The 26405-nt window shown below is 40.5% G+C and carries 31 protein-coding genes and 1 tRNA gene; 22 read left to right on the top strand and 10 right to left on the bottom strand.

Annotated features, from left to right (window positions below; all coding sequences use genetic code 11):
- Positions 1–76: 76 nt before the first annotated feature.
- From V470_06290 to V470_06280, 3 genes are read left to right on the top strand one after another with little or no spacing between them, the layout of a single operon-like run.
- Positions 77–802 (top strand): proteinase, encoded by a 726-nt coding sequence (locus V470_06290; protein AHZ48028.1) that lies wholly within the window; start codon positions 77–79, stop codon positions 800–802.
- Entirely contained in the window at positions 799–1734 is a 936-nt protein-coding gene (locus V470_06285; protein ID AHZ48027.1) for a beta-lactamase, read from the top strand. Before V470_06290 ends, V470_06285 begins: the two co-directional genes overlap by 4 nt.
- Before the next feature lie 8 nt (positions 1735–1742).
- On the top strand, positions 1743–2648 hold the full coding sequence (locus tag V470_06280; GenBank protein AHZ48026.1) for a multidrug DMT transporter: 906 nt from the start codon (positions 1743–1745) through the stop codon (positions 2646–2648).
- A gap of 40 nt (positions 2649–2688) precedes the next feature.
- On the opposite strand, the gene V470_06275 is transcribed toward V470_06280, so the two are convergent.
- A complete protein-coding gene (locus tag V470_06275) occupies positions 2689–3972 on the bottom strand; it encodes a uracil permease (GenBank protein ID AHZ48025.1) in 1284 nt (427 codons plus the stop codon).
- A 289-nt stretch (positions 3973–4261) separates the two neighbouring features.
- A complete protein-coding gene (locus V470_06270; protein AHZ48024.1) occupies positions 4262–4975 on the bottom strand; it encodes a 16S rRNA methyltransferase in 714 nt (237 codons plus the stop codon).
- A gap of 93 nt (positions 4976–5068) precedes the next feature.
- Here V470_06270 and V470_06265 point away from each other — a divergent pair, with 93 nt between their 5' ends.
- Both V470_06265 and V470_06260 read left to right on the top strand, forming a co-directional pair.
- Positions 5069–5629 carry a membrane protein gene (locus V470_06265; GenBank protein AHZ48023.1) on the top strand — a complete coding sequence of 187 codons (561 nt, stop codon included), beginning with the start codon at positions 5069–5071 and terminating at the stop codon, positions 5627–5629.
- Position 5630: 1 nt separating this feature from the next.
- Entirely contained in the window at positions 5631–6530 is a 900-nt protein-coding gene (locus V470_06260) for a heat shock protein HtpX (protein AHZ48022.1), read from the top strand.
- Between the two features lie 43 nt (positions 6531–6573).
- On the opposite strand, the gene V470_06255 is transcribed toward V470_06260, so the two are convergent.
- Positions 6574–8133, bottom strand: coding sequence for a multidrug ABC transporter ATP-binding protein (locus V470_06255; protein AHZ48021.1), 1560 nt, complete (start codon positions 8131–8133; stop codon positions 6574–6576).
- A 331-nt stretch (positions 8134–8464) separates the two neighbouring features.
- A complete protein-coding gene (locus V470_06250) occupies positions 8465–8794 on the bottom strand; it encodes a helicase BlpT (GenBank protein ID AHZ48020.1) in 330 nt (109 codons plus the stop codon).
- 168 nt (positions 8795–8962) lie between these two features.
- Here V470_06250 and V470_06245 point away from each other — a divergent pair, with 168 nt between their 5' ends.
- The 7 genes from V470_06245 (at position 8963) to V470_06215 (ending at position 18114) form a co-directional block, all read left to right on the top strand.
- The gene (locus V470_06245; GenBank protein AHZ48019.1) at positions 8963–9505 is read left to right on the top strand and encodes a DNA-binding protein; all 543 of its coding nucleotides are present in this window, start codon (positions 8963–8965) and stop codon (positions 9503–9505) included.
- Positions 9506–10135 (top strand): endonuclease III, encoded by a 630-nt coding sequence (locus V470_06240; GenBank protein AHZ48018.1) that lies wholly within the window; start codon positions 9506–9508, stop codon positions 10133–10135.
- Positions 10136–10345: 210 nt separating this feature from the next.
- On the top strand, positions 10346–10867 hold the full coding sequence (locus V470_06235; GenBank protein AHZ48017.1) for a phosphoribosyl transferase: 522 nt from the start codon (positions 10346–10348) through the stop codon (positions 10865–10867).
- 18 nt (positions 10868–10885) lie between these two features.
- Complete coding sequence (locus tag V470_06230; protein AHZ48016.1) at positions 10886–11824, top strand: aspartate carbamoyltransferase catalytic subunit; 939 nt, start codon at positions 10886–10888, stop codon at positions 11822–11824.
- Between the two features lie 34 nt (positions 11825–11858).
- Positions 11859–12938, top strand: a complete 1080-nt coding sequence (locus V470_06225; protein ID AHZ48015.1) for a carbamoyl phosphate synthase small subunit — start codon at positions 11859–11861, stop codon at positions 12936–12938.
- A gap of 448 nt (positions 12939–13386) precedes the next feature.
- Complete coding sequence (locus V470_06220) at positions 13387–16563, top strand: carbamoyl phosphate synthase large subunit (protein ID AHZ48014.1); 3177 nt, start codon at positions 13387–13389, stop codon at positions 16561–16563.
- Between the two features lie 216 nt (positions 16564–16779).
- The gene (locus tag V470_06215; protein ID AHZ48013.1) at positions 16780–18114 is read left to right on the top strand and encodes a manganese transporter; all 1335 of its coding nucleotides are present in this window, start codon (positions 16780–16782) and stop codon (positions 18112–18114) included.
- Positions 18115–18231: 117 nt separating this feature from the next.
- Here V470_06215 and rpmE2 read toward each other — a convergent pair whose 3' ends face one another.
- The 3 genes from rpmE2 to V470_06200 all read right to left on the bottom strand — a co-directional run bounded on the left by rpmE2 (position 18232) and on the right by V470_06200 (position 20559).
- Positions 18232–18516: a 50S ribosomal protein L31 type B gene (gene rpmE2 / locus V470_06210; protein ID AHZ48012.1), complete on the bottom strand. Its 285-nt coding sequence runs from the start codon at positions 18514–18516 to the stop codon at positions 18232–18234.
- Positions 18517–18637: 121 nt separating this feature from the next.
- Positions 18638–19507 carry a lantibiotic ABC transporter permease gene (locus V470_06205; protein ID AHZ48011.1) on the bottom strand — a complete coding sequence of 290 codons (870 nt, stop codon included), beginning with the start codon at positions 19505–19507 and terminating at the stop codon, positions 18638–18640.
- Between the two features lie 107 nt (positions 19508–19614).
- Positions 19615–20559, bottom strand: coding sequence for a phosphoesterase (locus V470_06200; protein AHZ48010.1), 945 nt, complete (start codon positions 20557–20559; stop codon positions 19615–19617).
- A gap of 103 nt (positions 20560–20662) precedes the next feature.
- Between V470_06200 and V470_06195 the strand changes: the two genes are divergently transcribed.
- The 9 genes from V470_06195 (at position 20663) to V470_06155 (ending at position 23964) form a co-directional block, all read left to right on the top strand.
- Positions 20663–21106 carry a flavodoxin gene (locus tag V470_06195; GenBank protein ID AHZ48009.1) on the top strand — a complete coding sequence of 148 codons (444 nt, stop codon included), beginning with the start codon at positions 20663–20665 and terminating at the stop codon, positions 21104–21106.
- 116 nt (positions 21107–21222) lie between these two features.
- Positions 21223–21489 carry a hypothetical protein gene (locus V470_06190; GenBank protein ID AHZ48008.1) on the top strand — a complete coding sequence of 89 codons (267 nt, stop codon included), beginning with the start codon at positions 21223–21225 and terminating at the stop codon, positions 21487–21489.
- Positions 21486–21860, top strand: a complete 375-nt coding sequence (locus tag V470_06185) for a camphor resistance protein CrcB (GenBank protein ID AHZ48007.1) — start codon at positions 21486–21488, stop codon at positions 21858–21860. Before V470_06190 ends, V470_06185 begins: the two co-directional genes overlap by 4 nt.
- Entirely contained in the window at positions 21854–22183 is a 330-nt protein-coding gene (locus V470_06180; GenBank protein AHZ48006.1) for a camphor resistance protein CrcB, read from the top strand. The genes V470_06185 and V470_06180 overlap by 7 nt, the downstream gene beginning before the upstream one ends.
- Before the next feature lie 118 nt (positions 22184–22301).
- Positions 22302–22649: a 50S ribosomal protein L19 gene (gene rplS / locus V470_06175; protein AHZ48005.1), complete on the top strand. Its 348-nt coding sequence runs from the start codon at positions 22302–22304 to the stop codon at positions 22647–22649.
- Positions 22650–22691: 42 nt separating this feature from the next.
- Positions 22692–22763, top strand: a tRNA-Arg gene (locus V470_06170).
- A 272-nt stretch (positions 22764–23035) separates the two neighbouring features.
- On the top strand, positions 23036–23224 hold the full coding sequence (locus V470_06165) for a toxin HicA (GenBank protein AHZ48004.1): 189 nt from the start codon (positions 23036–23038) through the stop codon (positions 23222–23224).
- Between the two features lie 40 nt (positions 23225–23264).
- Positions 23265–23642, top strand: a complete 378-nt coding sequence (locus tag V470_06160) for an antitoxin HicB (protein AHZ48003.1) — start codon at positions 23265–23267, stop codon at positions 23640–23642.
- 37 nt (positions 23643–23679) lie between these two features.
- Entirely contained in the window at positions 23680–23964 is a 285-nt protein-coding gene (locus tag V470_06155; protein AHZ48002.1) for a hypothetical protein, read from the top strand.
- 20 nt (positions 23965–23984) lie between these two features.
- On the opposite strand, the gene V470_06150 is transcribed toward V470_06155, so the two are convergent.
- The 3 genes from V470_06150 to V470_10685 form a co-directional block, all read right to left on the bottom strand.
- On the bottom strand, positions 23985–24410 hold the full coding sequence (locus V470_06150) for a toxin (protein AHZ48001.1): 426 nt from the start codon (positions 24408–24410) through the stop codon (positions 23985–23987).
- A gap of 2 nt (positions 24411–24412) precedes the next feature.
- The gene (locus V470_06145) at positions 24413–24748 is read right to left on the bottom strand and encodes a transcriptional regulator (GenBank protein AHZ48000.1); all 336 of its coding nucleotides are present in this window, start codon (positions 24746–24748) and stop codon (positions 24413–24415) included.
- A 298-nt stretch (positions 24749–25046) separates the two neighbouring features.
- The gene (locus V470_10685; GenBank protein AJZ74454.1) at positions 25047–25253 is read right to left on the bottom strand and encodes a hypothetical protein; all 207 of its coding nucleotides are present in this window, start codon (positions 25251–25253) and stop codon (positions 25047–25049) included.
- Between the two features lie 736 nt (positions 25254–25989).
- Between V470_10685 and V470_06130 the strand changes: the two genes are divergently transcribed.
- A complete protein-coding gene (locus V470_06130; protein ID AHZ47999.1) occupies positions 25990–26403 on the top strand; it encodes a transcriptional regulator in 414 nt (137 codons plus the stop codon).
- Positions 26404–26405: the final 2 nt, after the last annotated feature.

Here is a 26405-nt window from a genome sequence, read left to right as displayed (position 1 = left end):
TAAAATTTTTAAATAAAATAGATATGGCTTGTAAAATATTCGAAAATCCTTTAAAATAAAAGAGTTGGAGGAATTTATGAATGTGAATGAGATTGTTCGGATCGTTCCGACTTTGAAAGTTAATAATCGAAAATTAAATGAAAAATTTTACATTGAAACCCTGGGGATGAAACCTTTGCTGGAAGAGTCTGCCTTTATTTCTCTAGGTGATCAGACAGCTACGGAGAGATTGATTTTAGAAGAGTCTCCAAGCATGCGAACACGCAGAGTTGAAGGACTTAAGAAGCTAGCTAGACTCTTGATAAAGGTTGAAAATCCTTCTGAAATCGAGGCCCTTCTTTCTCAAATGAAGTCTCTTCCTCGTCTATTTAAAGGAAAACGTGGGTATGCTTTTGAGATTGTTTCTCCTGAAGAGGATGTGATCCTTGTTCATGCGGAAAATGATGTAAGAGATCTGGTTCCACTGGAAACTGTTCCTGAATTTTATTCAAATACAAGTATAAAATACGTGAGTCAATTTGAGGTTTCTATGGAGTTGCGTTTCCCTGAAGGGACAGAGAGTTTACTTGATCCTGAAGGAGTAGCGCCAGCAATTACCTTTACTAAAGGGCAAGGACCAGATTTGGCTGTTGAAAACAATGTTACCTGGGACTTGTCTATGCTGAAATTTTTGGTAAAGGATCTAGAGTTGACTAGTCTTCGTCAGAAATTTGAAGGCACAGACTATTTTATTCCAAAGTCTGAAAAATTCTTCCTTGGTAAAGATACCAATAACATTGAATTGTGGTTTGAAGAAGCATGAAGTGGGAAAAAATTCTAAGAAAAATAGAAAATCAAATCGAGGCAGGGATTTATCCCGGGGCCTCTTTTGCGTATTATAAGGATGGTGAATGGAAAGAGTCTTATCTGGGATTGAGTGATCCAGAACGGGGCTTGAAGACAGAGGCCGGCTTGGTTTATGATCTGGCTAGTGTGAGTAAGGTCGTGGGAGTGGGGACGGTTTTGACCTTCTTGTGGCAGCAGGGCACATTCGATATTGAGCGACCGGTAACGGATTTTTTACCGGAGTGTGATTATCCTGATATCACTATACGGCAGCTTCTGACCCATGCCACAGACTTGGACCCCTTTATTCCAAATCGGGACCTCTTGACTGCCCCTGAATTAAAAGAAGCCATGTTTCACCTCAATAGACGAAATCAGCCAGCCTTCCTATACTCGGACGTTCACTTTTTACTCTTGGGCTTTCTTTTGGAAAAAATCTTTAACCAAGACTTGGATCAGATTATAGAAGAACAAGTTTTGGAACCATGGGGAATGACGGGAACCAAGTTTGGCCCCGTTGAGCAAGCTGTCCCAACAGTGAGAGGGGTGGAGGCCGGAATCATTCATGATCCCAAAGCTCGTCTATTAGGGAAACACGCTGGAAGTGCTGGTTTGTTTTCGACTGTTAAGGATTTGCAGATCTTTCTGGAACATTACTTGAAAGATGATTTTGCTGCAGAATTGAGCCGAAATTTTTCTCCTTTAGATGATAAGGAGCGGTCTCTATCATGGAATCTGGAAGGAGCTTGGCTCGACCATACGGGTTATACAGGTACCTTCATTATGTGGAATCGGGAGAAGCAGGAAGCGGCTATCTTTCTATCCAATCGAACGTATGAGAAGGATGAGCGTGCCCAGTGGATAGTCGATCGAAACCAAGTGATGGAAATGATTCGTCAAGAGGAGTAGGAAGAAGTATGTCAAAAACCGTAAAAGGAACTCTGTATACAGTAGTGGCAGGGATTGCTTGGGGCTTGTCTGGAACCAGTGGCCAATACCTAATGGCACACGGGATTTCGGCTCTGGTCTTGACCGACTTGCGTCTTTTAATCGCCGGGGGGGTACTCATGGTCTTGGCTTATTCTACTGGAAAGGATAAAACGCTGGCCTTTTTAAAGGATAGAAAGAGTCTGCTGTCTCTTCTTATTTTTGCTCTGATTGGTCTTTTTCTCAACCAATTTGCCTATCTGTCTGCTATTCAGGAGACCAATGCAGGAACGGCGACGGTGCTTCAGTATGTTTGTCCTGTCGGGGTTTTGATTTATAGCTGCATCAAGGATAAGGTGGCGCCGACTCTGGCAGAGATTATTTCAATTGGTTTAGCAATTGGAGGAACTTTTCTTATTGCAACGCATGGGGAACTTGACCAGTTGTCGGTCACACCTGCTGGTCTTTTCTGGGGCCTCTTTTCAGCCTTGACCTATGCCCTCTATATTATCCTCCCTATTGCTTTGATTAAGAAGTGGGGAAGCATGTTGGTGATTGGTGCGGGAATGGTCATAGCAGGTTTGGTCGCCCTTCCTTTTACAGGTGTTCTACAGACTGCTATCCCAACAAGTTTGGATTTCCTCCTTGCGTTTGCGGGCATTATCCTTATTGGGACAGTCTTTTCCTATACAGCCTTCTTAAAAGGAGCTAGTCTATTAGGGCCAGTTAAGTCCAGTTTATTGGCTTCCATAGAGCCCATATCAGCTGTTTTCTTTGCCTTTCTAATTATGAAGGAGCAATTCTATGCGATTGATTTTGTCGGTATGGCCATGATTTTGCTTGCAGTGACTATCATTTCTTTGAAAGATTTACTGCTGGAAAGTAAGCATAAATAAAAAATCCACTCAACTGAGTGGATTTTATGTATCTAAATGATTAGTCTTTATTTTCGTGTGGCAAAATCAAGTTCAAGATGATTCCTGTCATGGCTGATAGAGCAGTACCTGAAAGTGTAACTGGGCCAAGTTTGAGGATAGCCCCACCAAGTCCAAGTACCAACATGGCACTTGCGATGATGAGGTTACGCATTTGACTGAAGTCAACGCGTTCTTTAATCAAAACTTTTAGACCGTTGCTGGCGATAACTCCGTAGAGAAGGATGGACATGCCACCAAGCACAGCATTTGGAATGGTTGAAATCAAGGCAGTGAATTTACCTAGGAAGCTAAGAGCAATCGCGATGAAGGCTGCGTTACGGATAACAGAGACAGAAGCGATACGAGTCATACCGATAACTCCAGTATTTTCTCCGTAGGTCGTATTAGCTGGTCCACCTAGGAAGGCAGAAACAGAGGTTGCGATACCGTCACCAAGAAGAGTACGGTGAAGACCTGGTTCTTTCAAGAATTGACGGCCACAGATTTGGCTCAAGACTGTGTGGTCTCCAATGTGTTCAGAGATGGTTACGATAGCGATTGGCAAGATAGCGATTGTTTCAGGTCCAAAGTATAGGTCATATTGCTTGAAGGCTCCACCTGTACTAAATGGCAAGTAGAAACCAGGAATTTCAAACCAGTTGGCTTGAAGGACTGGGGTAAAGTCAACCAAACCAAGCATCATAGCGAAGATATAACCACCGATAATGGCAAAGAGGAAAGGAATGATTCGTAGGAAGCCTTTTCCTTTGGTATTGATAAAGGCAGCAATCAAGAAAGTAACAACTGCTACAAGAGCATTTTTCCAATTTCCATCAGCTACAAGACCAGCATTGGTCACGGCTGAACCTGCAAGTCCAAGACCGATAACGATGATCATAGGTCCGATGATGATTGGTGGCAAGAGTTTGTCAATCCATTTCGTACCCGCAAAACGAACACTTGCAGCCACAAGGACATAGATAAACCCTGTAAGGATAACCCCCGTTTGTGCAGCTGATACATCCCCTCCCATTTCTTTCATGGCTAGAGACATCGCTGTGATAAAGGCGAATGAAGAACCAAGATAAACTGGAACCTTAAAACCAGTAGAAATCATGTAAATCAGTGTACCAACACCGGATGCAAAAAGGGCAACAGATACAGGCATTCCCAAAATCAAGGGTACCAAGATGGTCGCACCAAACATGGCAAATACGTGCTGGAAACTTAGAAGAATACCTTTACCAGCAGAAGGACGTTGATCAACGTCTAGTAACAAGTCAACAGTTGATTCCTGTTTCATAAAAACCTCACTTTTGGGCACCAAAAAAGAGCCCATTATTTTGCAGCAATAGGCCCTCAGAGTAAGACTTTTTAAAAAATAGCTATCTTTTAAAAATTTATATAAATCTGCGCCTTCGTCACCTCACAGGATGACATTAAAAACCTTTGCTTAGGATAGTATAGCAGAAAAAATTCGTTTTGTAAACGAATTTTTCCCGAGCCTAGAAATACGAGAGCGAGGTATGATTTTGTAAATCATTTTTTCCCGAGTCAAGAAATAAGAGAGCGAGGTTGATTTTGTAAATTGTTTAAAGCGGGCGTTTATTGGGCATGCCAGCCTTTCTTGGGTACTTGTTAGGTGTTTCCTTTTTCTTTTCGACCACAGTGATATAACGCGGATCTCCATTTGGTAGGGCGTAGCTGAGATTATCCTCAACCTTGCTAAAGAGCAGATTGAGGGCATTCTTGGCTTCTAGCAATTCCTCGGGGGCATTGCTGGCCTTGAGTGCCAATAGTTTTCCACCAACTTTAAGATAGGGAATGGTCAACTCAGACAAGACTTGCATGCGTGCAACCGCACGAGCCGTTACAAAATCATATTGAGCACGGAAGTTCTTGTCTTGGGCAAAGTCTTCTGCACGGCCATGGTAGAAGTGAACACCATCCAAATCCAACTCCTGAGCCAAAAGCTGAAGGAAGTTGATGCGCTTATTGAGCGAATCAATGATAGTCACATCTAACTGAGGATAGAGGATTTTCATAGGAAGACTAGGAAATCCTGCCCCAGCCCCGATATCAAGAAGTTTGATATTCTCATTTTGGATCAAGCCTTGCAGAATAGGTGCAATCGAATCATAAAAGTGCTTAAGGTAGACTTCTTCTTTATCCGTAATAGCGGTCAAATTAATCTTCTCATTCCACTCGACCAAGAGTTCAAAATAGCGTTCAAATTGATTCTTTTGCTGGTCTGAAAGTGAAAGGTTTTGCTCCGCTAGTAGGCTGTAAAATGTTTCTGGTTTCATAGTAGTTTCCTTCTCTAGTATCATCTTATTTTACCATATTCATTAAAAATTTGATATACTAGTATTAATCTAAAAGCAGAAAGGAATAAGATTATGACTTGGATTATTCTTGGAGTTTTGGCTCTGATTGTTATTTTTGTGATTGTTAGCTATAACGGTTTGGTGAAAAATCGTATGCAAACCAAGGAGGCTTGGAGCCAGATCGATGTTCAGTTGAAGCGTCGTAATGATCTCCTCCCAAACTTGATTGAAACAGTCAAAGGCTATGCCAAATATGAAGGATCTACCTTGGAAAAAGTGACAGAACTTCGAAGACAAGTAGCCGCAGCAACTTCACCAGCTGAAGCGATGAAGGCCAGTGATGCCCTTACCCGCCAGATTTCTGGTATCTTTGCAGTAGCAGAGAATTACCCAGACTTGAAAGCTAGTGCTAACTTTATCAAATTGCAAGAAGAGTTGACCAATACAGAAAATAAAATTTCTTACTCTCGCCAACTCTACAACAGTGTTGTCAGCAACTACAATGTAAAACTTGAAAGCTTCCCAAGTAACATCATCGCAGGACTATTTGGCTTTAAAGCTGCAGACTTCCTTCAAACACCTGAAGAGGAAAAGGCAGTTCCTAAAGTTGACTTTAGCGGATTAGGTGACTAAGATGTTGTTTGATCAAATTGCGAGCAATAAACGAAAAACCTGGATTTTGTTGCTGGTTTTCTTCCTACTCTTGGCCTTGGTTGGTTATGCTGTTGGCTATCTCTTTATGCGTTCAGGTCTTGGTGGCATGATTATTGCCTTGATTATTGGTCTTATCTACGCTCTGACCATGATCTTTCAATCTACAGAGATTGTCATGTCTATGAATGGGGCGCGTGAGGTTGATGAACAAACAGCACCAGACCTCTACCATGTAGTGGAAGATATGGCCATGGTCGCTCAGATTCCCATGCCGCGTGTTTTCATTATTGAGGATTCATCTTTAAATGCCTTTGCAACAGGTTCGAATCCGCAGAATGCAGCTGTCGCAGCCACTTCGGGCCTTCTAGCTATCATGAATCGCGAGGAACTGGAAGCCGTTATGGGGCATGAGGTCAGTCATATCCGAAACTACGATATCCGCATTTCGACCATTGCTGTCGCCCTTGCCAGTGCCATTACCCTTCTGTCTAGTATGGCAGGACGGATGATGTGGTGGGGTGGCGCAGGTCGCAGACGGAGTGATAATGATCGCGATGGAAATGGTCTAGAGATTATCATGCTTGTCATCTCTCTCCTAGCAATTGTTTTGGCTCCCTTGGCAGCAACCTTGGTGCAACTAGCCATTTCCCGTCAGAGGGAATTTTTGGCGGATGCATCCAGTGTGGAGCTGACTCGCAATCCTCAAGGGATGATCAATGCCTTGCGTAAGTTGGAGGATAGCGAGCCGATGCATCACCATGTTGACGATGCCAGCAGCGCTCTTTATATCAATGATCCTAAGAAAAGTGGCGGACTTCAAAAACTCTTTTATACCCACCCACCTATCTCAGAACGAATCGAACGTTTGAAACACATGTAAAAAATCCAGAGAGATTTCTCTGGATTTTTGCTATGTTTAAAATCTAAAAATCTTGTAAATCGACGACTTCTAAACCATTTTCTGTTAAACGATAGATACTCGTACAGACCTCTTTTAAGAAGCGTCTGTCATGCGAAACAGTGATCAGACCGCCGGGATAGGAGGTAAAGAGTTTTCTGATTTCAGGTTGAGAAGTGGGAGAAAAGTTTCGTGTAGGCTCATCCAGAAGGAGAAAGTTTGGTTTGCGCAACACTAAATCTAAAAGTAGGAGTTTACCTTGTTGCCCACCAGATAGGGAGCGAATTTGGTGGTGCATCTCTGGATAGCTGAAATTGAGACTGGCTAGGTGAGATTGGATTTTCTGTAGTTCCTCTTTTTGTCCAGTGTGGCTGAGATAGGCTACTGGAGATAGATCCAATTGTAGTTTTTTATGGTAATCTTGTGGCATAAAACCAAGCGATATTTCTCTTTTGGCGCTTAGTAGTTGCTGCAACTTGGCTAACAGAGTTGATTTCCCAACACCATTTGGCCCGATGATACCGATTTTATCTTGGCCACGGACAGTGAGTTGTATCCCCTGAACTAAAATGCGCTCGCCAATGGATAAATTTTCTTTTTCCAGTTGGATTAAGACTTTAGAAGCCGGTAATGGTTGGATGTCTGAAAAGAAAAGTTGGATTTGTTCCTCTTCAAGTGGTTTTTGGGTCATGGACTGAGCTTCCTTTTCAAAGCGTTTTTCTTGAGAGAGAACAGTTTTCATCTTTTTAGCCAATAGGCGACCGGCAGTACTGTCTTTGGTAGCTCGAAGTACAGTTTCTACATTTTGCTTGACGCGACGATGCTTTTCCATGGTTTTGTCATAGGCTCTCTGGTCGTTAGCAGCTTGCTGACTTTGCCTTGCAAAACTAGCCTTTCTCTGCTCACTATAGCGATCATAGTCTAAATGCTCGACTAGCGTTTCCGCTTCTTTCCGATGCTTGACCAGCCGCAAGTGGACAATAGTATCTGCCGTATGAGAAAGAAAGTCTTCATCATGGGAAATGAAAATAACAGTTTGACTAATCTTTCGAATCTGCCTTTTTAGCCAATCAACCGTCTCAAGGTCAAGGTCATTTGAAGGTTCATCTAAAAATAGAATCTCAAAAGGTTTTGCTAACTCGTGAATGAGCTGAATTTTCAAAGCTTCGCCCCCTGATAGACTGCCAATTTCTTGGTCGCTAGCAAAACGGTCGCTATCAAAGTGCAACTCCTCCGCCAAGCGATAGAGAATACTGTAGTCTAAATCAGCGGAATCTAAAAAGAAGTAATCGTGTAGAGTCCTATTTTTTAGCTCCTCAGGTAACTTTTGAGGAATGTAGGCCAGTGATTGAAGGTCAGACTGGATGTCGCCCCTGATAGTAAAATCAGATAATGCTTCTCCCATTAAAGCTCGTAGTAAAGTCGATTTACCATTTCCTTCTTCACCAATAATAGCAACCTTTTCCCCGTCTTGGATAGTCATGGTTAGGTCAGATACAAGGTCTCGTAGATCTTTGTTTTGCGTGATAGTTAGATGATTGATTTTTATCATATTGTTGCCCTTTCTAGAATGTCGATAGTGCATAACAAAAAGCTCTACTTTATCTAGTAGAGCCCAAAGTCACTGTCAAAACTCTATTATCCTCGTTGAAAAACTCGTCAAACTAGCTTGGAGTTGTCTAACCCAACCCAAGAGGAGCATAATTTTCTAGTTTTTTGATTTTCAATGGGGACAAGATACTAGAAAATCTAGTATGAAAAGAGCACACAAAAAGAGACAAAAACAAGATCTACTAAATAAAGATTCTTTATTTGATAGACTTAGTTGTTCATGTCTCCCTTACCTCCGAGTATTAGTACCTCTATCCTATACCTTTCAGGAAATTTTGTCAATAGTAAATCTAAAATTATAAACTCTAAAATCCGAAAACAGGCCCATAGAGAGTTAGCACGTGTTTGACATGTTCGTAGTGGAACTTGTCATAGTTGCGCCAAGCAGCACGAGCTTGATCGTTTAGTTTTAGGCTCCCTAGTCCAATCAGAAGACTGGTATGTTGGTAAAATTTCTCAAGGTCGATTAAGATACTGTTGTCTAGCTTTTCCGCTTTTTTAAGTTCCTTGAGAGTGCTATTCAGCAGTTCTTGCAGTCGAAGATCATCAGCTGTTCCTTGTTTACAGCTTTGGTAGCTTTTATTTAACTCGGAAAGGAGTTGGTAAGCTTCAGTGATGAGTGCTTTGTCTTCCATATGAGCATCCTCCTTGCTCTGATCTATTCTTGCCTATAGTATAGCACTAATAGGAAAGTTTGTCATAGTAAATATGTTAAAAAATGAGATTTTAATTACAAAGTTTGATGGGCTGATTTGTAGCCTTTTCATGGTATAATCAAGTGAGTACATCTTTATGGAGGAAATATGAAATTAAATATTCAAGAAATTCGTAAGCAACCTGAAGGCCTGCATTTTGAACAAGCTTTAGACCTGGCAGCAGAATTGTGTAAACGAAATCAAGAGATTTTAGATGTCAAAAATATCCTTGCAGTGGGGAAGGTACAGTATGAAGACCGTCTGTATTTCTTAGACTATCAGTTGTCATATACAATTGTCCTTGCTTCCAGCCGCAGTATGGAGCCGGTTGAGTTAGCTGAGTCTTATCCAGTCACAGAAGTTTTCATGGAAGGAGCGACCAACCAACTGGACCAGGAAGTTCTAGACGATGACTTAGTCTTGCCTATCGAAAATGGGGAAATTGACCTTGCTGAGAGCGTAGCAGATAATATTCTGCTCAATATTCCTATCAAAGTCTTGACGGCAGAAGAAGAGGCGGGCCAAGTTTTTGTGTCAGGAAATGACTGGCAAATCATGACTGAAGACGAATATCAAGCCCAACAAGCAGTCAAGAAAGAAGAAAACAGTCCATTTGCTGGCTTGCAAGGACTATTTGATGGAGACGAGTAGATGGTTTTATCCAAGAAACGTGCCCGTCATGTCATAGAGGAAATTATTGCCCTTTTTCCAGATGCTAAGCCTAGTCTTGATTTTACCAATCATTTTGAACTCTTGGTTGCGGTGATGTTGTCAGCTCAGACGACAGATGCAGCGGTAAATAAGGCCACACCAGGTCTCTTCGCTGCCTTTCCGACACCACAAGCCATGTCTGTCGCGACTGAAAGTGAAATTGCTTCACACATTTCTCGTCTGGGACTGTATCGAAATAAGGCTAAATTCCTTAAAAAATGTGCCCAACAACTATTAGACGATTTTGATGGTCAAGTCCCTCAGACTCGAGAGGAATTAGAAAGTCTAGCGGGTGTTGGTCGTAAAACAGCAAATGTAGTATTGAGTGTGGGGTTTGGAATTCCTGCTTTTGCAGTGGACACTCATGTGGAGCGTATCTGTAAGCATCACGATATCGTTAAAAAATCAGCTACGCCACTTGAAGTAGAAAAACGTGTCATGGACGTCCTACCACCAGAAGAATGGTTAGCAGCCCACCAGGCCATGATTTACTTTGGACGAGCTATCTGTCATCCTAAAAATCCAGAATGTGACCACTATCCCCAGTTATATGATTTTAGCAATGTTTAAGTGGACTCTGAAAAAGTTTTTGCTTGATTTTAAGGGTGCTTTGTGCTATAGTAAATGATAACTAAATAGTCCTTTAAACCTGTCCCGTGAGGCAGGCAAGGAGCGCGATAAAGTAGAAGGGTGAAGTCTATACTGTTTACAGTAGGGCTCGCTTGGCTATACATTTCAAGTCTCCTTGTAGAAGGAGACTTTTCTTTTTGGAGGTTTGTCATGAAGACAAAAGAAGTTGTAGACGAATTGACTGTCAAACGAGCGATTACGCGAATTACTTATGAGATTATCGAGCGCAATAAAGATTTGAATAAAATTATCCTAGCTGGGATAAAAACGCGTGGTGTTTTCATCGCTCATCGTATCAAAGAACGCTTGGAGCAGTTGGAAAACATCACTGTTCCTGTTGTGGAATTGGACACCAAACCTTTCCGTGATGATGTTAAAAGCGGAGAAGATACTTCTTTGATTTCTGTTGATGTGACAGACCGTGAAGTTATCTTGGTGGATGATGTACTCTATACAGGCCGTACCATCCGCGCCGCTATTGATAACATTGTCGGCCATGGTCGTCCTGCGCGCGTGAGTCTTGCGGTGCTAGTTGACCGTGGACATAGAGAATTGCCTATCCGTCCAGATTACGTTGGGAAAAATATCCCAACCAGTCGTTCTGAAGAAATCATCGTAGAGATGACAGAACTTGATGGCCAAGACAGAGTTCTGATTACTGAAGAAGCTTAGAAAGCTGAAGGAGTAGCCATGTCAGAAAATCAACAAGTATTGAACCATGTGGTGTCCATGGAAGATCTTACAGTTGATCAAGTGATGAAATTGATCAAACGAGGGATTGAGTTTAAAAATGGAGCCCAACTTCCCTACGAGAACAAACCTATCGTATCGAATCTCTTCTTTGAGGATTCTACACGAACACATAAGTCCTTTGAAGTGGCAGAGATTAAGCTAGGATTGGAGCGACTGGACTTTGATGTGAAGACTAGTTCGGTCAATAAGGGTGAGACACTGTATGATACCATCTTGACCCTATCTGCTCTAGGAGTGGATGTCTGTGTGATTCGCCACCCAGAGGTTGACTATTACAGAGAGTTGATTGCGAGTCCGTCGATTACGACTTCCATTATCAATGGTGGTGATGGCTCAGGTCAACATCCTAGCCAGAGCTTGCTTGATTTGATGACCATTTATGAGGAATTTGGGCACTTTGAGGGTCTCAAGGTTGCTATTGCAGGCGACTTGGACCACTCACGTGTTGCCAAGTCCAATATGCAGATTTTGAAACGCTTGGGAGCTGAACTATACTTTGCAGGACCTGAGGAATGGAGAAGTCAAGAATTTGCGGACTATGGACAGTTTGTAACTATTGATGAGATTGTTGATCAGGTGGATGTTCTGATGTTACTCCGAGTTCAACATGAACGCCATGGAAGTGGAGCGGTCTTTTCAAAAGAAGACTACCATGCTCAACACGGTTTGAACCAAGAGCGCTATAATCGCTTAAAAGAAGAAGCCATTATTATGCATCCTGCTCCAGTTAATCGAGATGTGGAAATTGCTGACCACTTGGTTGAAGCGCCAAAATCACGCATTGTCCAACAAATGACCAACGGTGTCTTTGTTCGAATGGCAATCTTAGAATCCGTATTGGCGAGTAGAAACGCCAATGAAAACACAAGACGTTAAAAGACGCCAGTGAGCGTCCACGAGAGGTGAAAATATGACAAAAAGACTTCTAGTATTAGAAGATGGCACAGTTTTTGAAGGCAAGGCCTTCGGAGCAGATATTGATGTAACAGGCGAAATCGTCTTTAACACAGGGATGACCGGCTATCAAGAATCCATTACAGACCAGTCTTATAATGGACAAATCTTAACCTTTACTTATCCTTTGGTGGGAAACTATGGAATTAACCGTGATGATTATGAATCCATCATTCCAACTTGTAAGGGAGTGGTCGTTTTCGAAGAGGCACGTCGAGCTAGCAACTGGCGCAACCAAATGACGCTGGATGAGTTTTTGAAAGCCAAGAAAATTCCGGGTATTTCAGGGATTGATACGCGTGCCCTCACTAAGATTATCCGTAAGCATGGCACTATGCGTGCAACCTTGACCCATGTTGGAGACAGTATGGACCATGTGACGGACCAGCTGCAAGCAACAGTCTTGCCGACAGACAATATCAAGCAGGTTTCTACTAAAACTTCCTATCCGGCTCCTGGAGTTGGTTTGAGTGTGGTCTTAGTAGACTTTGGTCTCAAGCACTCAATCTTACGTGAACTTTCTAAGCGTAACTGTAACGTGACGGTTGTTCCTTATTCAACAACGGCAGAAGAAATTCTCCACCTAAATCCTGATGGAGTTATGTTGTCAAATGGTCCAGGTAACCCAGAAGACGTTCCAGAAGCACTGGACATGATTCGTGGTGTGCAAGGAAAAATTCCAATCTTCGGAATTTGTATGGGACACCAACTCTTTGCTATGGCAAACGGGGCTAAGACCTACAAGATGAAGTTTGGTCACCGTGGATTTAACCACGCGGTACGTGAGATTGCAACAGGACGTGTAGACTTTACCAGCCAAAACCATGGTTATGCAGTCAGTCGTGAGGACTTGCCAGAGCATTTGATCATCACCCACGAAGAAATCAATGACAAATCAGTTGAAGGTGTACGTCACAGATACCAACCAGGTTTTTCCGTGCAATTCCACCCAGATGCAGCCCCTGGTCCACACGACGCAAGCTACCTATTTGACGAGTTTATCGAGATGATGGAAGCTTTTAAACAAACAAACTAAGAACGAGTAAAAGCTCGTTAGAGAATTTATGTAACTGAACACGAACGGAAAGCTCGGAATTTAGAGAAACCAACCTGGATTGTCAATCCTTCCTTGGTTTCCTAAAATTCAATCGCTTTCTATTCGTCCTTTGCATCTTATTTAATGGCAACCTGAGAGTTGCCGAATAGAAAGGCAGGTCGTTTCTTTTAGTCGCTATTGGGCGAACTAAAAACTCCCTGCACTAGATTTTTTATCGAAAAATATCGTTTCTCTAAAAAATCGTCGGAGAATTTATTTAATGGCAACCCGAGAGTTGCCAAATAGAAAGGAGAAGGGTGGTCCGTATTTGCTGAACTGAATACGGGCTACGGACGGTGCTAAAAAGATAGTTATTCCTAGAACTGACAGTTCTTCGTCATAACTCCTATTTTAGCTTTGTCCGCTTGACGCCCTTAATATCTTATAAATGCCTAAACGTACTGATATTCAAAAAATTATGGTGATTGGTTCTGGTCCGATTATTATTGGTCAGGCTGCTGAGTTTGACTATGCGGGGACCCAGGCCTGCTTGTCTTTGAAAGAGGAAGGTTATGAAGTTGTCTTGGTGAACTCAAACCCTGCCACCATCATGACGGACAAGGAGATTGCGGACAAGGTCTACATCGAGCCAATCACACTTGAGTTTGTAACTCGTATTCTCCGTAAGGAACGTCCAGATGCTTTGCTTCCAACTCTTGGTGGTCAAACAGGGCTCAATATGGCCATGGAATTGTCTAAAAATGGCATTCTAGATGAATTGGGTGTCGAACTACTGGGAACTAAATTGTCTGCCATTGACCAAGCAGAGGACCGTGACCTCTTTAAACAATTGATGGAAGAGCTTGAGCAACCAATTCCAGAATCTGAAATTGTCAATACAGTTGAAGAAGCAGTTGCCTTTGCGGCATCAATCGGCTACCCTGTTATCGTTCGTCCAGCCTTTACCCTAGGTGGTACTGGTGGTGGTATGTGTGCCAACGAGGAAGAACTTCGTGAAATAGCTGAAAATGGGTTGAAACTGTCACCTGTTACCCAATGTTTGATTGAACGTTCAATCGCAGGTTTCAAGGAAATCGAGTACGAAGTCATGCGCGATTCAGCTGATAATGCTTTGGTTGTTTGTAACATGGAAAACTTTGACCCAGTTGGAATTCACACAGGGGATTCCATTGTATTTGCACCTGCTCAAACCATGTCCGACTATGAAAACCAAATGCTACGTGACGCGAGCTTGAGCATTATTCGTGCCCTCAAGATTGAAGGTGGCTGTAACGTTCAGCTGGCCCTTGATCCACATAGCTTCAAGTACTATGTTATCGAAGTAAACCCTCGTGTATCGCGTTCGTCAGCCCTTGCTTCTAAGGCGACGGGTTATCCGATTGCCAAATTGGCTGCCAAGATTGCCGTTGGTTTGACCTTGGATGAGGTTATCAACCCAGTTACAGGTTCAACCTATGCCATGTTTGAGCCAGCCCTTGACTACGTGGTTGCGAAAATTCCACGTTTCCCATTTGACAAGTTTGAAAAAGGTGAGCGTCGTCTTGGTACTCAGATGAAGGCGACTGGAGAAGTCATGGCCATCGGTCGGAACATCGAGGAATCACTTCTCAAGGCATGTCGCTCTCTTGAAATTGGCGTTCACCACAATGAAATGCCTGAACTTGCATCTGTTTCTGATGATGCCTTGATTGAAAAAGTTGTCAAGGCTCAAGATGATCGTCTCTTCTACGTATCAGAGGCAATTCGCCGTGGTTACACTCCAGAAGAAATTGCTGAATTGACTAAGATTGATATCTTCTATCTGGATAAACTTTTGCACATCTTTGAAATTGAGCAAGAATTGGGTGCCCATCCACAAGATCTAGAAGTCTTGAAAACTGCTAAACTCAATGGATTTTCAGACCGTAAGATTGCGGAACTCTGGAAAACGACAGCTGACCAAGTTCGCCAACTACGTTTGGAAAACAAGATTGTTCCAGTCTATAAGATGGTCGATACCTGTGCAGCGGAGTTTGACTCTGAAACACCATACTTCTATTCAACATATGGATGGGAAAATGAGTCTATCAAGTCTGATAAGGAATCTGTCCTTGTCCTAGGTTCAGGTCCAATCCGTATCGGTCAAGGGGTTGAATTCGACTATGCAACTGTTCACTCTGTTAAGGCGATTCAGGCTGCTGGCTACGAAGCCATCATCATGAACTCAAACCCAGAGACAGTTTCAACCGACTTCTCTGTATCTGATAAACTCTACTTTGAACCATTGACATTTGAAGATGTGATGAATGTCATTGATTTGGAACAACCAAAAGGAGTCATCGTTCAGTTCGGTGGTCAAACAGCCATTAACCTTGCGGAACCTTTGGCAAAAGCAGGTGTGACCATCCTTGGCACACAGGTTGCTGACCTAGACCGTGCCGAAGACCGTGACCTCTTCGAACAAGCCCTCAAAGACTTGGATATTCCGCAACCACCAGGTCAAACAGCAACCAATGAAGAAGAAGCAGTGCTTGCTGCTCGTAAGATTGGTTTTCCAGTCCTCGTTCGCCCATCTTATGTCTTGGGTGGACGTGCCATGGAAATCGTTGAAAACGAAGAGGACCTCCGTTCTTACATGCGTACTGCTGTTAAGGCTAGTCCAGACCACCCAGTTCTTGTGGACTCTTACATCGTTGGGCAAGAGTGTGAAGTTGATGCCATTTCAGACGGAGAAAATGTTCTCATCCCTGGTATCATGGAGCACATCGAACGTGCTGGTGTCCACTCAGGTGACTCAATGGCCGTTTACCCACCACAAACCTTGTCGCAAAAGGTTCAGGAAACCATCGCAGACTACACCAAACGCCTAGCAATCGGTCTTAACTGCCTTGGCATGATGAACATCCAGTTTGTTATCAAGAATGAAAAAGTCTACGTTATTGAGGTTAATCCACGTGCCAGCCGTACAGTTCCATTCCTTTCAAAAGTAACCAATATCCCTATGGCTCAGGTAGCGACTAAGCTCATTCTTGGGCAAAGTCTTGAAGAACTTGGCTACCAAGATGGACTTTATCCTGAAAGTACTCGCGTTCATATCAAAGCACCAGTCTTCTCCTTTACGAAACTAGCTAAGGTAGATAGCTTGCTCGGTCCTGAAATGAAGTCAACAGGGGAAGTTATGGGTTCTGATACTACTTTGGAAAAAGCTCTCTACAAGGCTTTTGAAGCTTCTTACCTACACTTGCCAACCTTTGGGAATGTGGTCTTTACCATCGCTGATGATGCCAAAGATGAAGCCTTGGACTTGGCTCGTCGTTTCCAAAATATCGGTTATGGTATCCTTGCGACAGAAGGGACAGCAGCCTTCTTTGCTAGTCATGGACTTCAAGCTCAACCTGTTGGTAAGATTGGTGACGATGAACAAGATATCCCAAGCTTTGTCCGCAAAGGGAAAATTCAAGCGATCATTAATACTGTCGGAACCAAACGAACTGCTGACGAAGATGGTGAGCAAATCCGTCGTTCAGCCATTGAACACGGTGTACCACTCTTTACAGCTCTAGATACAGCTAATGCCATGCTCAAGGTGCTAGAAAGCCGTAGTTTTGTCACAGAAGCGATCTAGTTGAGAAAGAATATTCGCAGTTTTAAAGCCAGCGTCAGAAAACGCTGGCTTTTGCAATACAGATATTGCTTATTTGAACTATCATTCTTTCCTTAAGAATCATTCTAAATTGTGATATAATAAGGGAGAATTGGAAATAGGAAACTATTTTCATGATATTTTCAAAAATCCCATTAAGAAAATAAGTAAAGACAGATTAGAAAGTGTAAAATTCCGATGTCTTCTTACAAAAAAGTCTCTCTTTCTGAGATCAACCAATCTATTGAAACTCCCAATAACAATCATTTTTGGCAAAATCTAAAAGCATTTTTAGGACCTGGCGCTCTTGTAGCAGTTGGTTATATGGATCCTGGAAACTGGATTACCAGTGTGGTTGGTGGTGCTTCCTACAAATATAGTCTCTTATTTGTTATTTTGATTTCATCCATCATTGCTATGCAGTTACAACAGATGGCTGGAAAGCTCGGTATCGTGACTAGGATGGACCTAGCACAGGCAACAGCTCATCATGCTCCCAAATGGCTTCGCTATAGTTTATGGGTGATTTTAGAATTAGCTTTAATGGCGACCGACTTAGCCGAGGTTCTAGGCTCAGCGATTGCCTTAAATCTTTTATTTAAAATACCAATTATGGTCGCTATCCTCTTAACCGTTTTAGATGTATTTCTTTTGTTGTTGTTGATGAAATTTGGCTTCAAAAAAATTGAAGCCATTGTTACGACCCTTATTTTAACCATATTAGCCATCTTTACCTATCTGGTAGCTTTATCCAATCCAAGTATTCAGGGTATCTTTGGTGGTTATTTACCGACTTCAACTTTATTTGAAACACCGTTACCAGGTCATGAAAGCCAATTAACCTTGGCTCTAGGAATTGTGGGAGCGACAGTCATGCCCCATAATCTCTATCTTCATTCATCCCTATCCCAAACAAGGAAAATCAATCACAAAGATAAGAAGGATGTTCGAAAAGCTGTGCGTTTTATGACCTGGGATTCAAATCTTCAGTTGTCCCTAGCCTTTATTGTCAATTCCTTGCTTCTTATTTTAGGGGCATCTCTCTTTTTTGGTCATGCATCTGAAATTTCGGCATTCTCCCAAATGTACAATGCTTTACAGGATTCGACAATAGCAGGAGCGATAGCCAGCTCAACTCTGTCAACTTTATTTGCCCTAGCCCTCTTAGCAAGTGGACAAAATTCGACCATTACAGGTACTTTAACAGGACAGATTGTCATGGAAGGTTTCTTGCATCTGAAATTGCCTCAGTGGATTATTCGTATCGGTACCCGTATTTTTGCCTTGCTACCTGTGATTATAGTCGCCGTCTTGTTTGGACATCAAGAAAAAACCTTGGATCAGTTATTGGTCTATTCACAGGTTTTTCTGTCAATCGCTCTTCCGTTTTCAATCTTCCCCTTAATTTATCTGACCTCTAAGAAGTCACTGATGGGAGAATTCACCAATGCCAAGTGGAATACAATCCTAGGTTACGCAGTTTCAATCATCTTGACCATTCTCAATATCAAGCTTCTTTTCGATATTTTTTAAACTCGTTTGAAATCAATTATAGTGTCAGCGTGAAGGTTGACAACATAGAAAGTAGTAGTGATTGGTTCATAAAAAGAAGTACAAAAAAAGAACAGTGGTAACTGTTCTTTTTTATCATTATTTGAGACCGTATTTTTTGTTGAAACGATCCACGCGTCCATCTGCTTGAGTGAACTTTTGACGTCCAGTGTAGAATGGGTGTGAGTCTGATGAAATTTCCACACGGATCAATGGGTAAGTTTCGCCTTCGAACTCAACAGTTTCGTTAGAGCGTTTTGTTGAACCGCTAAGGAATTTGTAACCAGTAGTTGTGTCCATGAAGACAACTGGGCGATATTCTGGATGGATATCTTTTTTCATTTTGCAATATTTCCTTTCTGCCATGGTCTCTTTGCGAGCCATAGATTGTTACCTTACTAGTCTATCAGATTCTGATAAGTTTGGCAAGTCTTTTCCCTGATTTTATTAAAAATCTTGATAAAAAATCACTCCAGTGTTTACTGGAGTGAGGGTAGAAGAATGATTAGTTCTCTTGATTTGGAGCTTTTTCTTCTTGTTGATTTTTTACTTCTGTTTCTTTTACTGGTTCTGCGTTTTCTTCTGCTGATTTAGCCTCTTTTTCAGTTTTAGTAGGTTCTGTTTCTGTTGATTCTGTTACAGTTTCAGCTTCAGCCTCTGTTTCTGTTGGTTCGGCTACTGGCTCAGCTTCTGTTTTTGTTTCAGATTCAGATTCAGTAGTTTCTTCTTTTACTGGTTCTGCGTTTTCTGCTGCTGATTCAGCTTCCACATTAGCTGGTTCCTTAGCTTCTTCTTTTTGCTCGGTTTCCTCTTTAGCTGTCTCTGTTTTATCAGCTGTAGTTTCTTCTTTTTTACGTTCTTGGGATTCTTTTTTGATTTCTTCGACTGCAGTTTTAACGGTAGAGCTTGTTACACGTCCGACAGTTTGAGCAAAATCTTTACCAGATTCAGCTAATTCAGTAAATGACTCTTTTGTAATTTTACCACCTGACATTGCCAAGAGACCAGTTACAACTAGTGCAATGCTAGCAAGAATGGCTAAAATCAAACCAAAGCCGATTGAAATGCCATATCCACCAAAGTTAGACATGTACTTATTTACATTAAAGAGACTATTTAGTGTAACGAGAGTTGCAATTGCACCCGCAACAATGACACCAATTGAGAACCCTTTAGGCATTGCTTTATTCATATTATTCAAGCACGCAAGAACAATAGACACAATAGCCGCGATAATGACAAACCAACCATCACCTTGGTAACCATTCACGCTATAGGATCCAAAAGAACCTGCATTTAAACTAGCCCATGGCAAGAGTGAACCAAGGATGGCTACTCCAGCAGAAATGAGGATAAACAAACGATTTTTTTCCATTATTAAGTCTCCTTTTATTCAGTTTGATTTATTATACCATAAACTGAGGTACAAAGAAACCGTATATTTTAAGAATCTAGCATATAAAAGGCCAAGAAAATTTTTTCTTAGCCTTGGTGAATCTGTAGAACCTCTTTCAGTTCTTTATATATTTGTTCGTTTTCTTCTAGACTATAGGAATTGGCGCCACTGGCTAATGGATGCCCTCCTCCGTCGTGTCGTTTGGCAATTTCATTGATAGGGGTGATTTTACTGCGCATTCGCACACGGAAGTGGCCGTCAGCTTGCTCAACAAAGATAGCCCAAGCCTTAACAGTATCGATTCGGCCAGGTGCCCCAACAATCGCTGCTGTTTCAGCATCCGTAACCTTATATTTTTCCAAGATGTCTTGAGTAAGCAGAACGCGTGCAGCTCCATTCTCATCAACTTCCAAATGATCATAGACAAAGCCTTGCAATTTTGCAATCTTGAAGCTCATGGTATCCATTTGACGAGACAATCCAGCAAAGTCAAAATCAATTTCTCGGAGCTGGCCAGCTATTCTAAAGGTACGAGCACTAGTTGACGGGTAGAGAAAACGCCCTGTGTCCCCGACAATTCCTGCATAGAGAAGTCGTGCCGCTTCACCAGACAAAGCTAGCTGATTTTCTTGAGCAAATAAAGCAATCATCTCACTGGCACTGCTTGAACTTGTATCCACCCAAGATAGGTCACCATAGATATCATCATTTGGATGGTGATCGATTTTGATGGTGAAAGCAGCTTGTTCGTAGCGTTTATCATCGATACGAGGACGATTCGCTGTATCACAAATAATAGCAAGAGCTCCTTGGTAGTCACTGTCTTGGACAGTATCCATTTCCGCCATCCAGGTTAGAGTTGGTTCGTTATAACCGACCGCTTTGATAGTCTTTTCTGGAAAATGGTGTGTGAGAAGAGCTTTCAAACCTACCTGACTCCCTAAGGCATCTGGATCTGGTTTCATATGACGGTGAATGATAATGGTATCGTATTCTTTGATTTTCTCTAATATTTGCTGGCAAATTTCCATAAATAACCTCAATTCTTTCTCATTTCATTGTAGCACAAGAATTTTTATTTTTAAAATGAAAAAGATATGATATAATGGAGAAAGATAAATTGAGGAGGACGATATGGCATTAGCAAAAATTGTATTTGCCAGTATGACCGGTAATACCGAAGAAATTGCAGATATTGTAGCAGATAAATTGCGTGACTTGGGCTTGGATGTCGATGTTGATGAATGTACGACTGTTGACGCTTCAGACTTCTTGGAAGCGGATATCGCGATCGTTGCGACTTACACTTATGGCGATGGAGAATTGCCAGATGAGATGATGGACTTCTACGAAGACCTAGCTGATCTCAACTTGAATGGCAAAATCTACGGAGTAGTCGGTTCAGGAGATACCTTCTACGACGAATTCTGTAAGGCTGTTGATGACTTTGATCGTGTATTTGTAGCGACAGGAGCTGAAAAAGGTTCAGAGTGTGTTAAAGTAGACCTTTCTGCCGAAGAAGAAGACATCGAACGTTTGGAACAATTCGCAGAAGAATTGGCTGCAAAAGTAGGATAAGAATCAAACTGCACTGGCTGGAAGAAGTCAGTGCTTTTTTTATTAGTTATTTTGGGATTTTACTAGCCTATTTAGAGGCTTTTTGATACAATAATTCAAATAAAGGAGGAGACTGTATGAACTTAGATATTATTCGGCAAGAAATTGATCAAATTGACGATCAAATTGTCAAGCTCCTAGAAGAACGGATGCAGTTGGTTGAGGGTGTAGTTGCCTATAAGAAAGCATCAGGAAAATCTATTTTAGATACTAAGAGAGAAGAAGTTATTTTTGATAAAGTCAGAAATCGAGTAGAAGATAAGCGTTATCAGGAGACTATTGTCGCGACTTTTTCAGACATTCTCAAACGTTCGCGTGATTATCAGGATCAAAACATCAAATGAAAAAAGAACAATTCTATCCGCTAGGGATTTTTTTAGCTGCTATGTCGGGTGGCCTTGTCCGCTATTTTTTATCTAGTCAGTTGCCAGTCAGTCCTGACTTTCCATGGGGAACCCTTCTTGTCAATTATCTGGGCATTTTCTGCCTGGTCTATCTGGTGAAAGGCTATCTGGTCTATAGGGGAACTAGTAAAGGCTTGGTTTTGGCGCTGGGGACGGGTTTTTGCGGAGGTTTAACAACCTTTTCTAGTCTACTCTTGGATGCTGTGAAATTGCTCGATACCGGGCGTTATCTTAGCTTAATCATCTATCTGCTTTTGAGTATTGGAGGAGGTCTGCTATTGGCTTATGTTCTAGGGAGGAAGAAATGGTAATCGTTTATCTTGCAATCGCCTGCGGGTTCGGAGCCCTGGTGCGTTATTTCTTTTCCCGCTATAATCAAGCTTCTAAATTGCCACTGGGTACTCTCATTGCCAATCTTCTAGGATGTTTTTTGATTGGCCTACTCTACAATCATGTGGAGTCCAAGGAAGTCTATGCCATCCTAGCGACAGGTTTTTGTGGAGGGTTAACGACCTTTTCAACCTTGAATGATGAGCTGCAAAGACTAATCAGTGACAAGAAGGTATTTTATAGCTATTTAGCCTCAACATACATAGGCGGTTTTCTAGCGATTTTTTTAGGAATTCTGCTATAAATTTCTTTACTTTTAGGTGGAAATTTGGTAAACTGTATCTTGTGTGTAATGGACGCACAAAAATACAGTTTATCCGCTGAGGAAGGTTCCTCAAGATTGACAAAGATAGGAGAATAAAATGAATCCATTAATCCAAAGCTTGACTGAAGGTCAACTTCGTACAGATATCCCATCATTCCGTCCTGGTGACACAGTTCGTGTACACGCGAAAGTTGTCGAAGGTAACCGTGAACGTATCCAGATTTTTGAAGGTGTTGTTATCGCACGTAAAGGTGCAGGCATCTCAGAAAACTACACAGTTCGTAAAATCTCTAACGGTGTAGGTGTTGAGCGTATCTTCCCAATCCACACTCCACGTGTTGAAAAGATCGAAGTTGTTCGTTACGGTAAAGTACGTCGTGCGAAATTGTACTACTTGCGTGCACTTCAAGGTAAGGCAGCTCGTATCAAAGAAATCCGTCGTTAATTCGACTAAAAAACTCTGCTTACCCAGCAGGGTTTTTCTCTAGCTCCCTTAGTTCAATGGATATAACAACTCCCTCCTAAGGAGTAGTTGCAGGTTCGATTCCTGCAGGGGGCATTTTGGGAAGTGTAAAGAAAAGCAAAGAATATTTAAAGTGTTAGTTTAAAGGCAATCATCACAAGTTAGCTTTTTAAAATAGGTTAGTATTTTTGGAATTTTTGACCAAAGTGTGACCAAAATTTGACCAAGAAGTCAATGAATATAGAATAAAGTGGATCAGGAAACTGGTCTATTTTATTTTGTATTTATTGAGAAAAGTAGTATGTTTTAGTTTGACAAATATACACATAATGCGTACAATAGTAAGTGTAAGGAGGTAACAATGATATATGCCACTTACAGGTAAAGAAATGGTGAAACTAGCTCTTGAGAATGGATGGGTTGAAGTTCGTCAAAGGGGAAGTCATCATCATTTTAAGAAAGAGGGTTTTTCTTATCTTGTCACGATTCCAGTTCATGGAAATGAAGATTTAGGAAGAGGATTGGAAAGAAAGATTCTCAAAGATTTAGGATTGTAATGTTTACTTTCCTAAGTCTTTTCATATCGGAGGTAGTAGAATGTTAAAAACGTATCCAGCTATTTTTCATAAAGAAGGAACAGGATATTGGGTAGAATTTCCAGAATTTGGTGGTGGTACAGAAGGAAAAAATATCGAAGAAGCGATGAAAAATGCTCGAGAAATGCTTGAAAATGTTTTAGCTTCTTATATCGATGAAGGGATGGCCTTGCCTACACCAAGTGATATTTTAAAGATTGAGGTTTCAGATGGTTTTGTATCAATGATTCAAGTCGATCCTGCGCCTTTTGTGAGAAGTAACAAGGCGATTAGGAAGAATGTGACCGTTCCTGAATGGTTAGTTCGTCTTGCTGATCGAGAAAAAATTAACTATTCAGAAGTGCTGGCGCAAGCGCTAGAGAAGAAGTTGCAAGTTTGATTTTAAGAATATTTATTGATGCTTAAGGAGATAGAATATGGAAATTAAAGAAATAAGTTATCAGGATAGAGTTCCAAAAAACATGATTTCAAAGTTTAATTATTTTGTAAAAGATTTTTTAAAGGAATATTCGGATCAGCTAGATGAAATGGAAGCTGGCTCAGATATGAGTATTAAAAAAGAATATGAAGCAGATTTGGAAGTTTATTTTGTTGAATTTGTCTTTAATAAAAAAGGTGGAGGATTCTTTACAGGTTATTTAGAAAATGAATTGTTTGTGACTTGTAATAATGAATTTTGGGGAAATGTTATTCTAGAATAAAATAAAAAAATAACACTATCTTAGATAATGTTATTTTTTTTGTTCTCATTGTAAAATTGTGTAGCTATTTCTTTAACGTAGTTTTCGTATTTAGAAGGAATATCAGCGTTTTTGAGATAGTCTTGATAATTGAAACTATCGTCTATAGGATATTCATTGTTGACTAAACTCATAAAGTCTAGGATTCTTGCTTTTTCACTATCATTCTCTATATGATTCTTATAGGTATCTATCTGAGAAAGTGAGTTGTTGCAGTCGTCATTGATTAGATGATGTTTTTCATGTAGGAGTATGTTGATTTTTTCAATCTCTGTTGTGTCAGATCGTAGGAAGATAAAGTGCTTATTATTTGCAAGAACATATCTACCTTTACTTGATAAGTTGTTAAGAGTGATAACTTGACAATTTAATTGTTCAATCTCTTTTATAACTTTGTTTAGATTCATACTTATTTTTTATTAGAGAAGTAGTTCTTTAGAAAGTTCTTGATGATTTCTCTGTCGTTATCTGTGATGGGTGTGCCATCATAGGCAACTGAGTTATCAATAGCGTTGTCTATGTCAACCTCTAAGTCAGGTTCAGGAATATCCGTTTTACCTAAAAGATAGTCTGTGGAAACATTGAAGAAGTCTGCTAGTTTTTGTAAATTTTCTGCTGATGGTTTTCTTAGTCCTTTTTCCCACTGTGCATAGCTTTGAGGAGATGTGTTAAAGTAACTTGCTATTTCCTTTTGAGTTAGTTTTTTGTTCAGTCGAGTTTCTTTTAGTCTGTCTTTAAATTCCATAATTTGTACCTTTTTGAAATAAAGTAAAAAAATTTTAAAAAAAATTAAAAAAAGTATTGACAAAGTAATCAACTGATTGTATAATAGATAATGTAATCAGTTGATTACATTAAAACTAAAAAGAGTTGAACTTTGAAAATTTAATAAAAAACGTGTCAGACAACGACAAGCATTGACTAAACACGCATATAAAAATTTAGCAATTTAATTATACGTGAATTTTAGGAAAATGTCAAGTTGAGTCTGATTGTAGATATTTGTCTACAAAACTTTATAGATTCTAAACTCTTTGCTGACGTTAAGGAAACCATAGATAACGTACAATGATGAATATTGTAGCAAAAGTTGTCAAATATGGATTTGAGTCAAAAGATTTAATGTAAAGATGAATAAGCAACTTCAAAATGTTGTAAATGATAGATATTGTTTTGATAATGATTTCAGTCATAATTTTCTCTTTTCTAATATTTTTTGAAAACAAAAATCCAGCAAAGTGTGTTTCCATCTTACTAAGCTGTTTACGATATTTTGTTTTTTGTTGAATTGGTATTATTATACCATAAGTAAATGGAGTTGGCAAAGAGTTTAGAGTTTGTAAAGTTCATGTTGGGTGTTTCGTCCTTTTGCCTTAGTAGATAAGAAAAGGGAACTGACGGCTGAGAACAGTCAATGATACTTCTTAGAAGGTAGCTAGAGTGAGATAGTGAGGTCTATGTGTTGTATGGTCGGTGTGTGAGAGTAAATTCTTGCTAATGCCTTTGGGTAAGAAAGAGGGGATATTGAGTTATCTTTGAATTCGTGACCTTGGCGAAGGTAGTAGGCTGAGAAGCTGAAAGTATGCGAAGATAAGAGCATACATTTTATTATGCTATATTCTATTGAAAAAACGTAAAAAGGCTTTGAAAATAAGCCTTTTTATTTTTGCAAAAATTAACAATAACTAGATTTTTATAAAACAGGTTTTGTCCTGATAAGAATTGAAAGTATTGTTAGTTTTCACAAGGGAATCTATTGCGTTCCTTTATGTAAACTAACAATATGAGTAGAAAGAATTGAAGAGGAGAAAAGATGACAAACAAGATATTTAAGGAAGTTTCTTTACTTGTAAGAGTGCTGATTTGGAACGCTGTTCCGCCTATGATTTTCTATATGATTGTAGGTTCTGTTTATGCTTCTTTAATGTTGTATTTGGTTATGATTGTTACGGATTCTGTGTTAGATTTCGGGGGTAATATGTAAGAATGATTAACGTATCAAAAGCATTGGTTTTGTATAGAGAAAGAAACAATAAGTCAGAAGATGATCTAGCAAACTTTCTAGGTATTCAAAAGAAAGCATATAAACGCTATGAAAGTGGAGATCGAGAGCCTAGTATTGATAAACTTTACAAGCTAGCAAAGTATTATAATTGTACGATTGATGATTTTATCAATGTTGATGAAAAATTCACTGTGAAACGTGAGGAAGTTTTATCAACGAAGGATTTAGATAATCTAGGTTGTCACCATCAGTTTTCTCATGGATTGGTAGCAATGTTGACTAAAGGAAAGAGTTATGAAGAAACAATTCGCTTTTCTGATGATGATAAGACAAAATATGTTTATAAGAGTGAAGTGAAGCGATTCTTACTTGACCTAGCAGAGAAGATGGAGTAGTA

The sequence above is a fragment of the Streptococcus sp. VT 162 genome (assembly GCA_000688775.2).
Taxonomy (GTDB): domain Bacteria; phylum Bacillota; class Bacilli; order Lactobacillales; family Streptococcaceae; genus Streptococcus.
The sequence above is the reverse complement of the archived record's forward strand: the minus strand, read 5'-3'. Positions and strand labels throughout refer to the sequence as shown.

Excerpts from the sequence above, each read along its gene's own strand:
- rplS (AHZ48005.1), top strand. The coding sequence starts at position 22,302 with ATGAATCCATTAATCCAAAGCTTGACTGAAGGTCAACTTCGTACAGAT.
- V470_06130 (AHZ47999.1), top strand. The coding sequence starts at position 25,990 with ATGATTAACGTATCAAAAGCATTGGTTTTGTATAGAGAAAGAAACAAT.
- rpmE2 (AHZ48012.1), bottom strand. The coding sequence starts at position 18,516 with ATGGCTCGCAAAGAGACCATGGCAGAAAGGAAATATTGCAAAATGAAA.
- V470_06290 (AHZ48028.1), top strand. The coding sequence starts at position 77 with ATGAATGTGAATGAGATTGTTCGGATCGTTCCGACTTTGAAAGTTAAT.
- V470_06250 (AHZ48020.1), bottom strand. The coding sequence starts at position 8,794 with ATGGAAGACAAAGCACTCATCACTGAAGCTTACCAACTCCTTTCCGAG.
- V470_06195 (AHZ48009.1), top strand. The coding sequence starts at position 20,663 with ATGGCATTAGCAAAAATTGTATTTGCCAGTATGACCGGTAATACCGAA.
- V470_06205 (AHZ48011.1), bottom strand. The coding sequence starts at position 19,507 with ATGGAAAAAAATCGTTTGTTTATCCTCATTTCTGCTGGAGTAGCCATC.
- V470_06200 (AHZ48010.1), bottom strand. The coding sequence starts at position 20,559 with ATGGAAATTTGCCAGCAAATATTAGAGAAAATCAAAGAATACGATACC.
- V470_06185 (AHZ48007.1), top strand. The coding sequence starts at position 21,486 with ATGAAAAAAGAACAATTCTATCCGCTAGGGATTTTTTTAGCTGCTATG.
- V470_06180 (AHZ48006.1), top strand. The coding sequence starts at position 21,854 with ATGGTAATCGTTTATCTTGCAATCGCCTGCGGGTTCGGAGCCCTGGTG.
- V470_06255 (AHZ48021.1), bottom strand. The coding sequence starts at position 8,133 with ATGCACTATCGACATTCTAGAAAGGGCAACAATATGATAAAAATCAAT.
- V470_06245 (AHZ48019.1), top strand. The coding sequence starts at position 8,963 with ATGAAATTAAATATTCAAGAAATTCGTAAGCAACCTGAAGGCCTGCAT.
- V470_06260 (AHZ48022.1), top strand. The coding sequence starts at position 5,631 with ATGTTGTTTGATCAAATTGCGAGCAATAAACGAAAAACCTGGATTTTG.
- V470_06190 (AHZ48008.1), top strand. The coding sequence starts at position 21,223 with ATGAACTTAGATATTATTCGGCAAGAAATTGATCAAATTGACGATCAA.
- V470_06235 (AHZ48017.1), top strand. The coding sequence starts at position 10,346 with ATGAAGACAAAAGAAGTTGTAGACGAATTGACTGTCAAACGAGCGATT.
- V470_06230 (AHZ48016.1), top strand. The coding sequence starts at position 10,886 with ATGTCAGAAAATCAACAAGTATTGAACCATGTGGTGTCCATGGAAGAT.
- V470_06265 (AHZ48023.1), top strand. The coding sequence starts at position 5,069 with ATGACTTGGATTATTCTTGGAGTTTTGGCTCTGATTGTTATTTTTGTG.
- V470_06150 (AHZ48001.1), bottom strand. The coding sequence starts at position 24,410 with ATGAATCTAAACAAAGTTATAAAAGAGATTGAACAATTAAATTGTCAA.
- V470_06280 (AHZ48026.1), top strand. The coding sequence starts at position 1,743 with ATGTCAAAAACCGTAAAAGGAACTCTGTATACAGTAGTGGCAGGGATT.
- V470_06225 (AHZ48015.1), top strand. The coding sequence starts at position 11,859 with ATGACAAAAAGACTTCTAGTATTAGAAGATGGCACAGTTTTTGAAGGC.
- V470_06275 (AHZ48025.1), bottom strand. The coding sequence starts at position 3,972 with ATGAAACAGGAATCAACTGTTGACTTGTTACTAGACGTTGATCAACGT.
- V470_10685 (AJZ74454.1), bottom strand. The coding sequence starts at position 25,253 with ATGGAAACACACTTTGCTGGATTTTTGTTTTCAAAAAATATTAGAAAA.
- V470_06215 (AHZ48013.1), top strand. The coding sequence starts at position 16,780 with ATGTCTTCTTACAAAAAAGTCTCTCTTTCTGAGATCAACCAATCTATT.
- V470_06220 (AHZ48014.1), top strand. The coding sequence starts at position 13,387 with ATGCCTAAACGTACTGATATTCAAAAAATTATGGTGATTGGTTCTGGT.
- V470_06155 (AHZ48002.1), top strand. The coding sequence starts at position 23,680 with ATGGAAATTAAAGAAATAAGTTATCAGGATAGAGTTCCAAAAAACATG.
- V470_06285 (AHZ48027.1), top strand. The coding sequence starts at position 799 with ATGAAGTGGGAAAAAATTCTAAGAAAAATAGAAAATCAAATCGAGGCA.
- V470_06160 (AHZ48003.1), top strand. The coding sequence starts at position 23,265 with ATGTTAAAAACGTATCCAGCTATTTTTCATAAAGAAGGAACAGGATAT.
- V470_06165 (AHZ48004.1), top strand. The coding sequence starts at position 23,036 with ATGCCACTTACAGGTAAAGAAATGGTGAAACTAGCTCTTGAGAATGGA.
- V470_06240 (AHZ48018.1), top strand. The coding sequence starts at position 9,506 with ATGGTTTTATCCAAGAAACGTGCCCGTCATGTCATAGAGGAAATTATT.
- V470_06145 (AHZ48000.1), bottom strand. The coding sequence starts at position 24,748 with ATGGAATTTAAAGACAGACTAAAAGAAACTCGACTGAACAAAAAACTA.
- V470_06270 (AHZ48024.1), bottom strand. The coding sequence starts at position 4,975 with ATGAAACCAGAAACATTTTACAGCCTACTAGCGGAGCAAAACCTTTCA.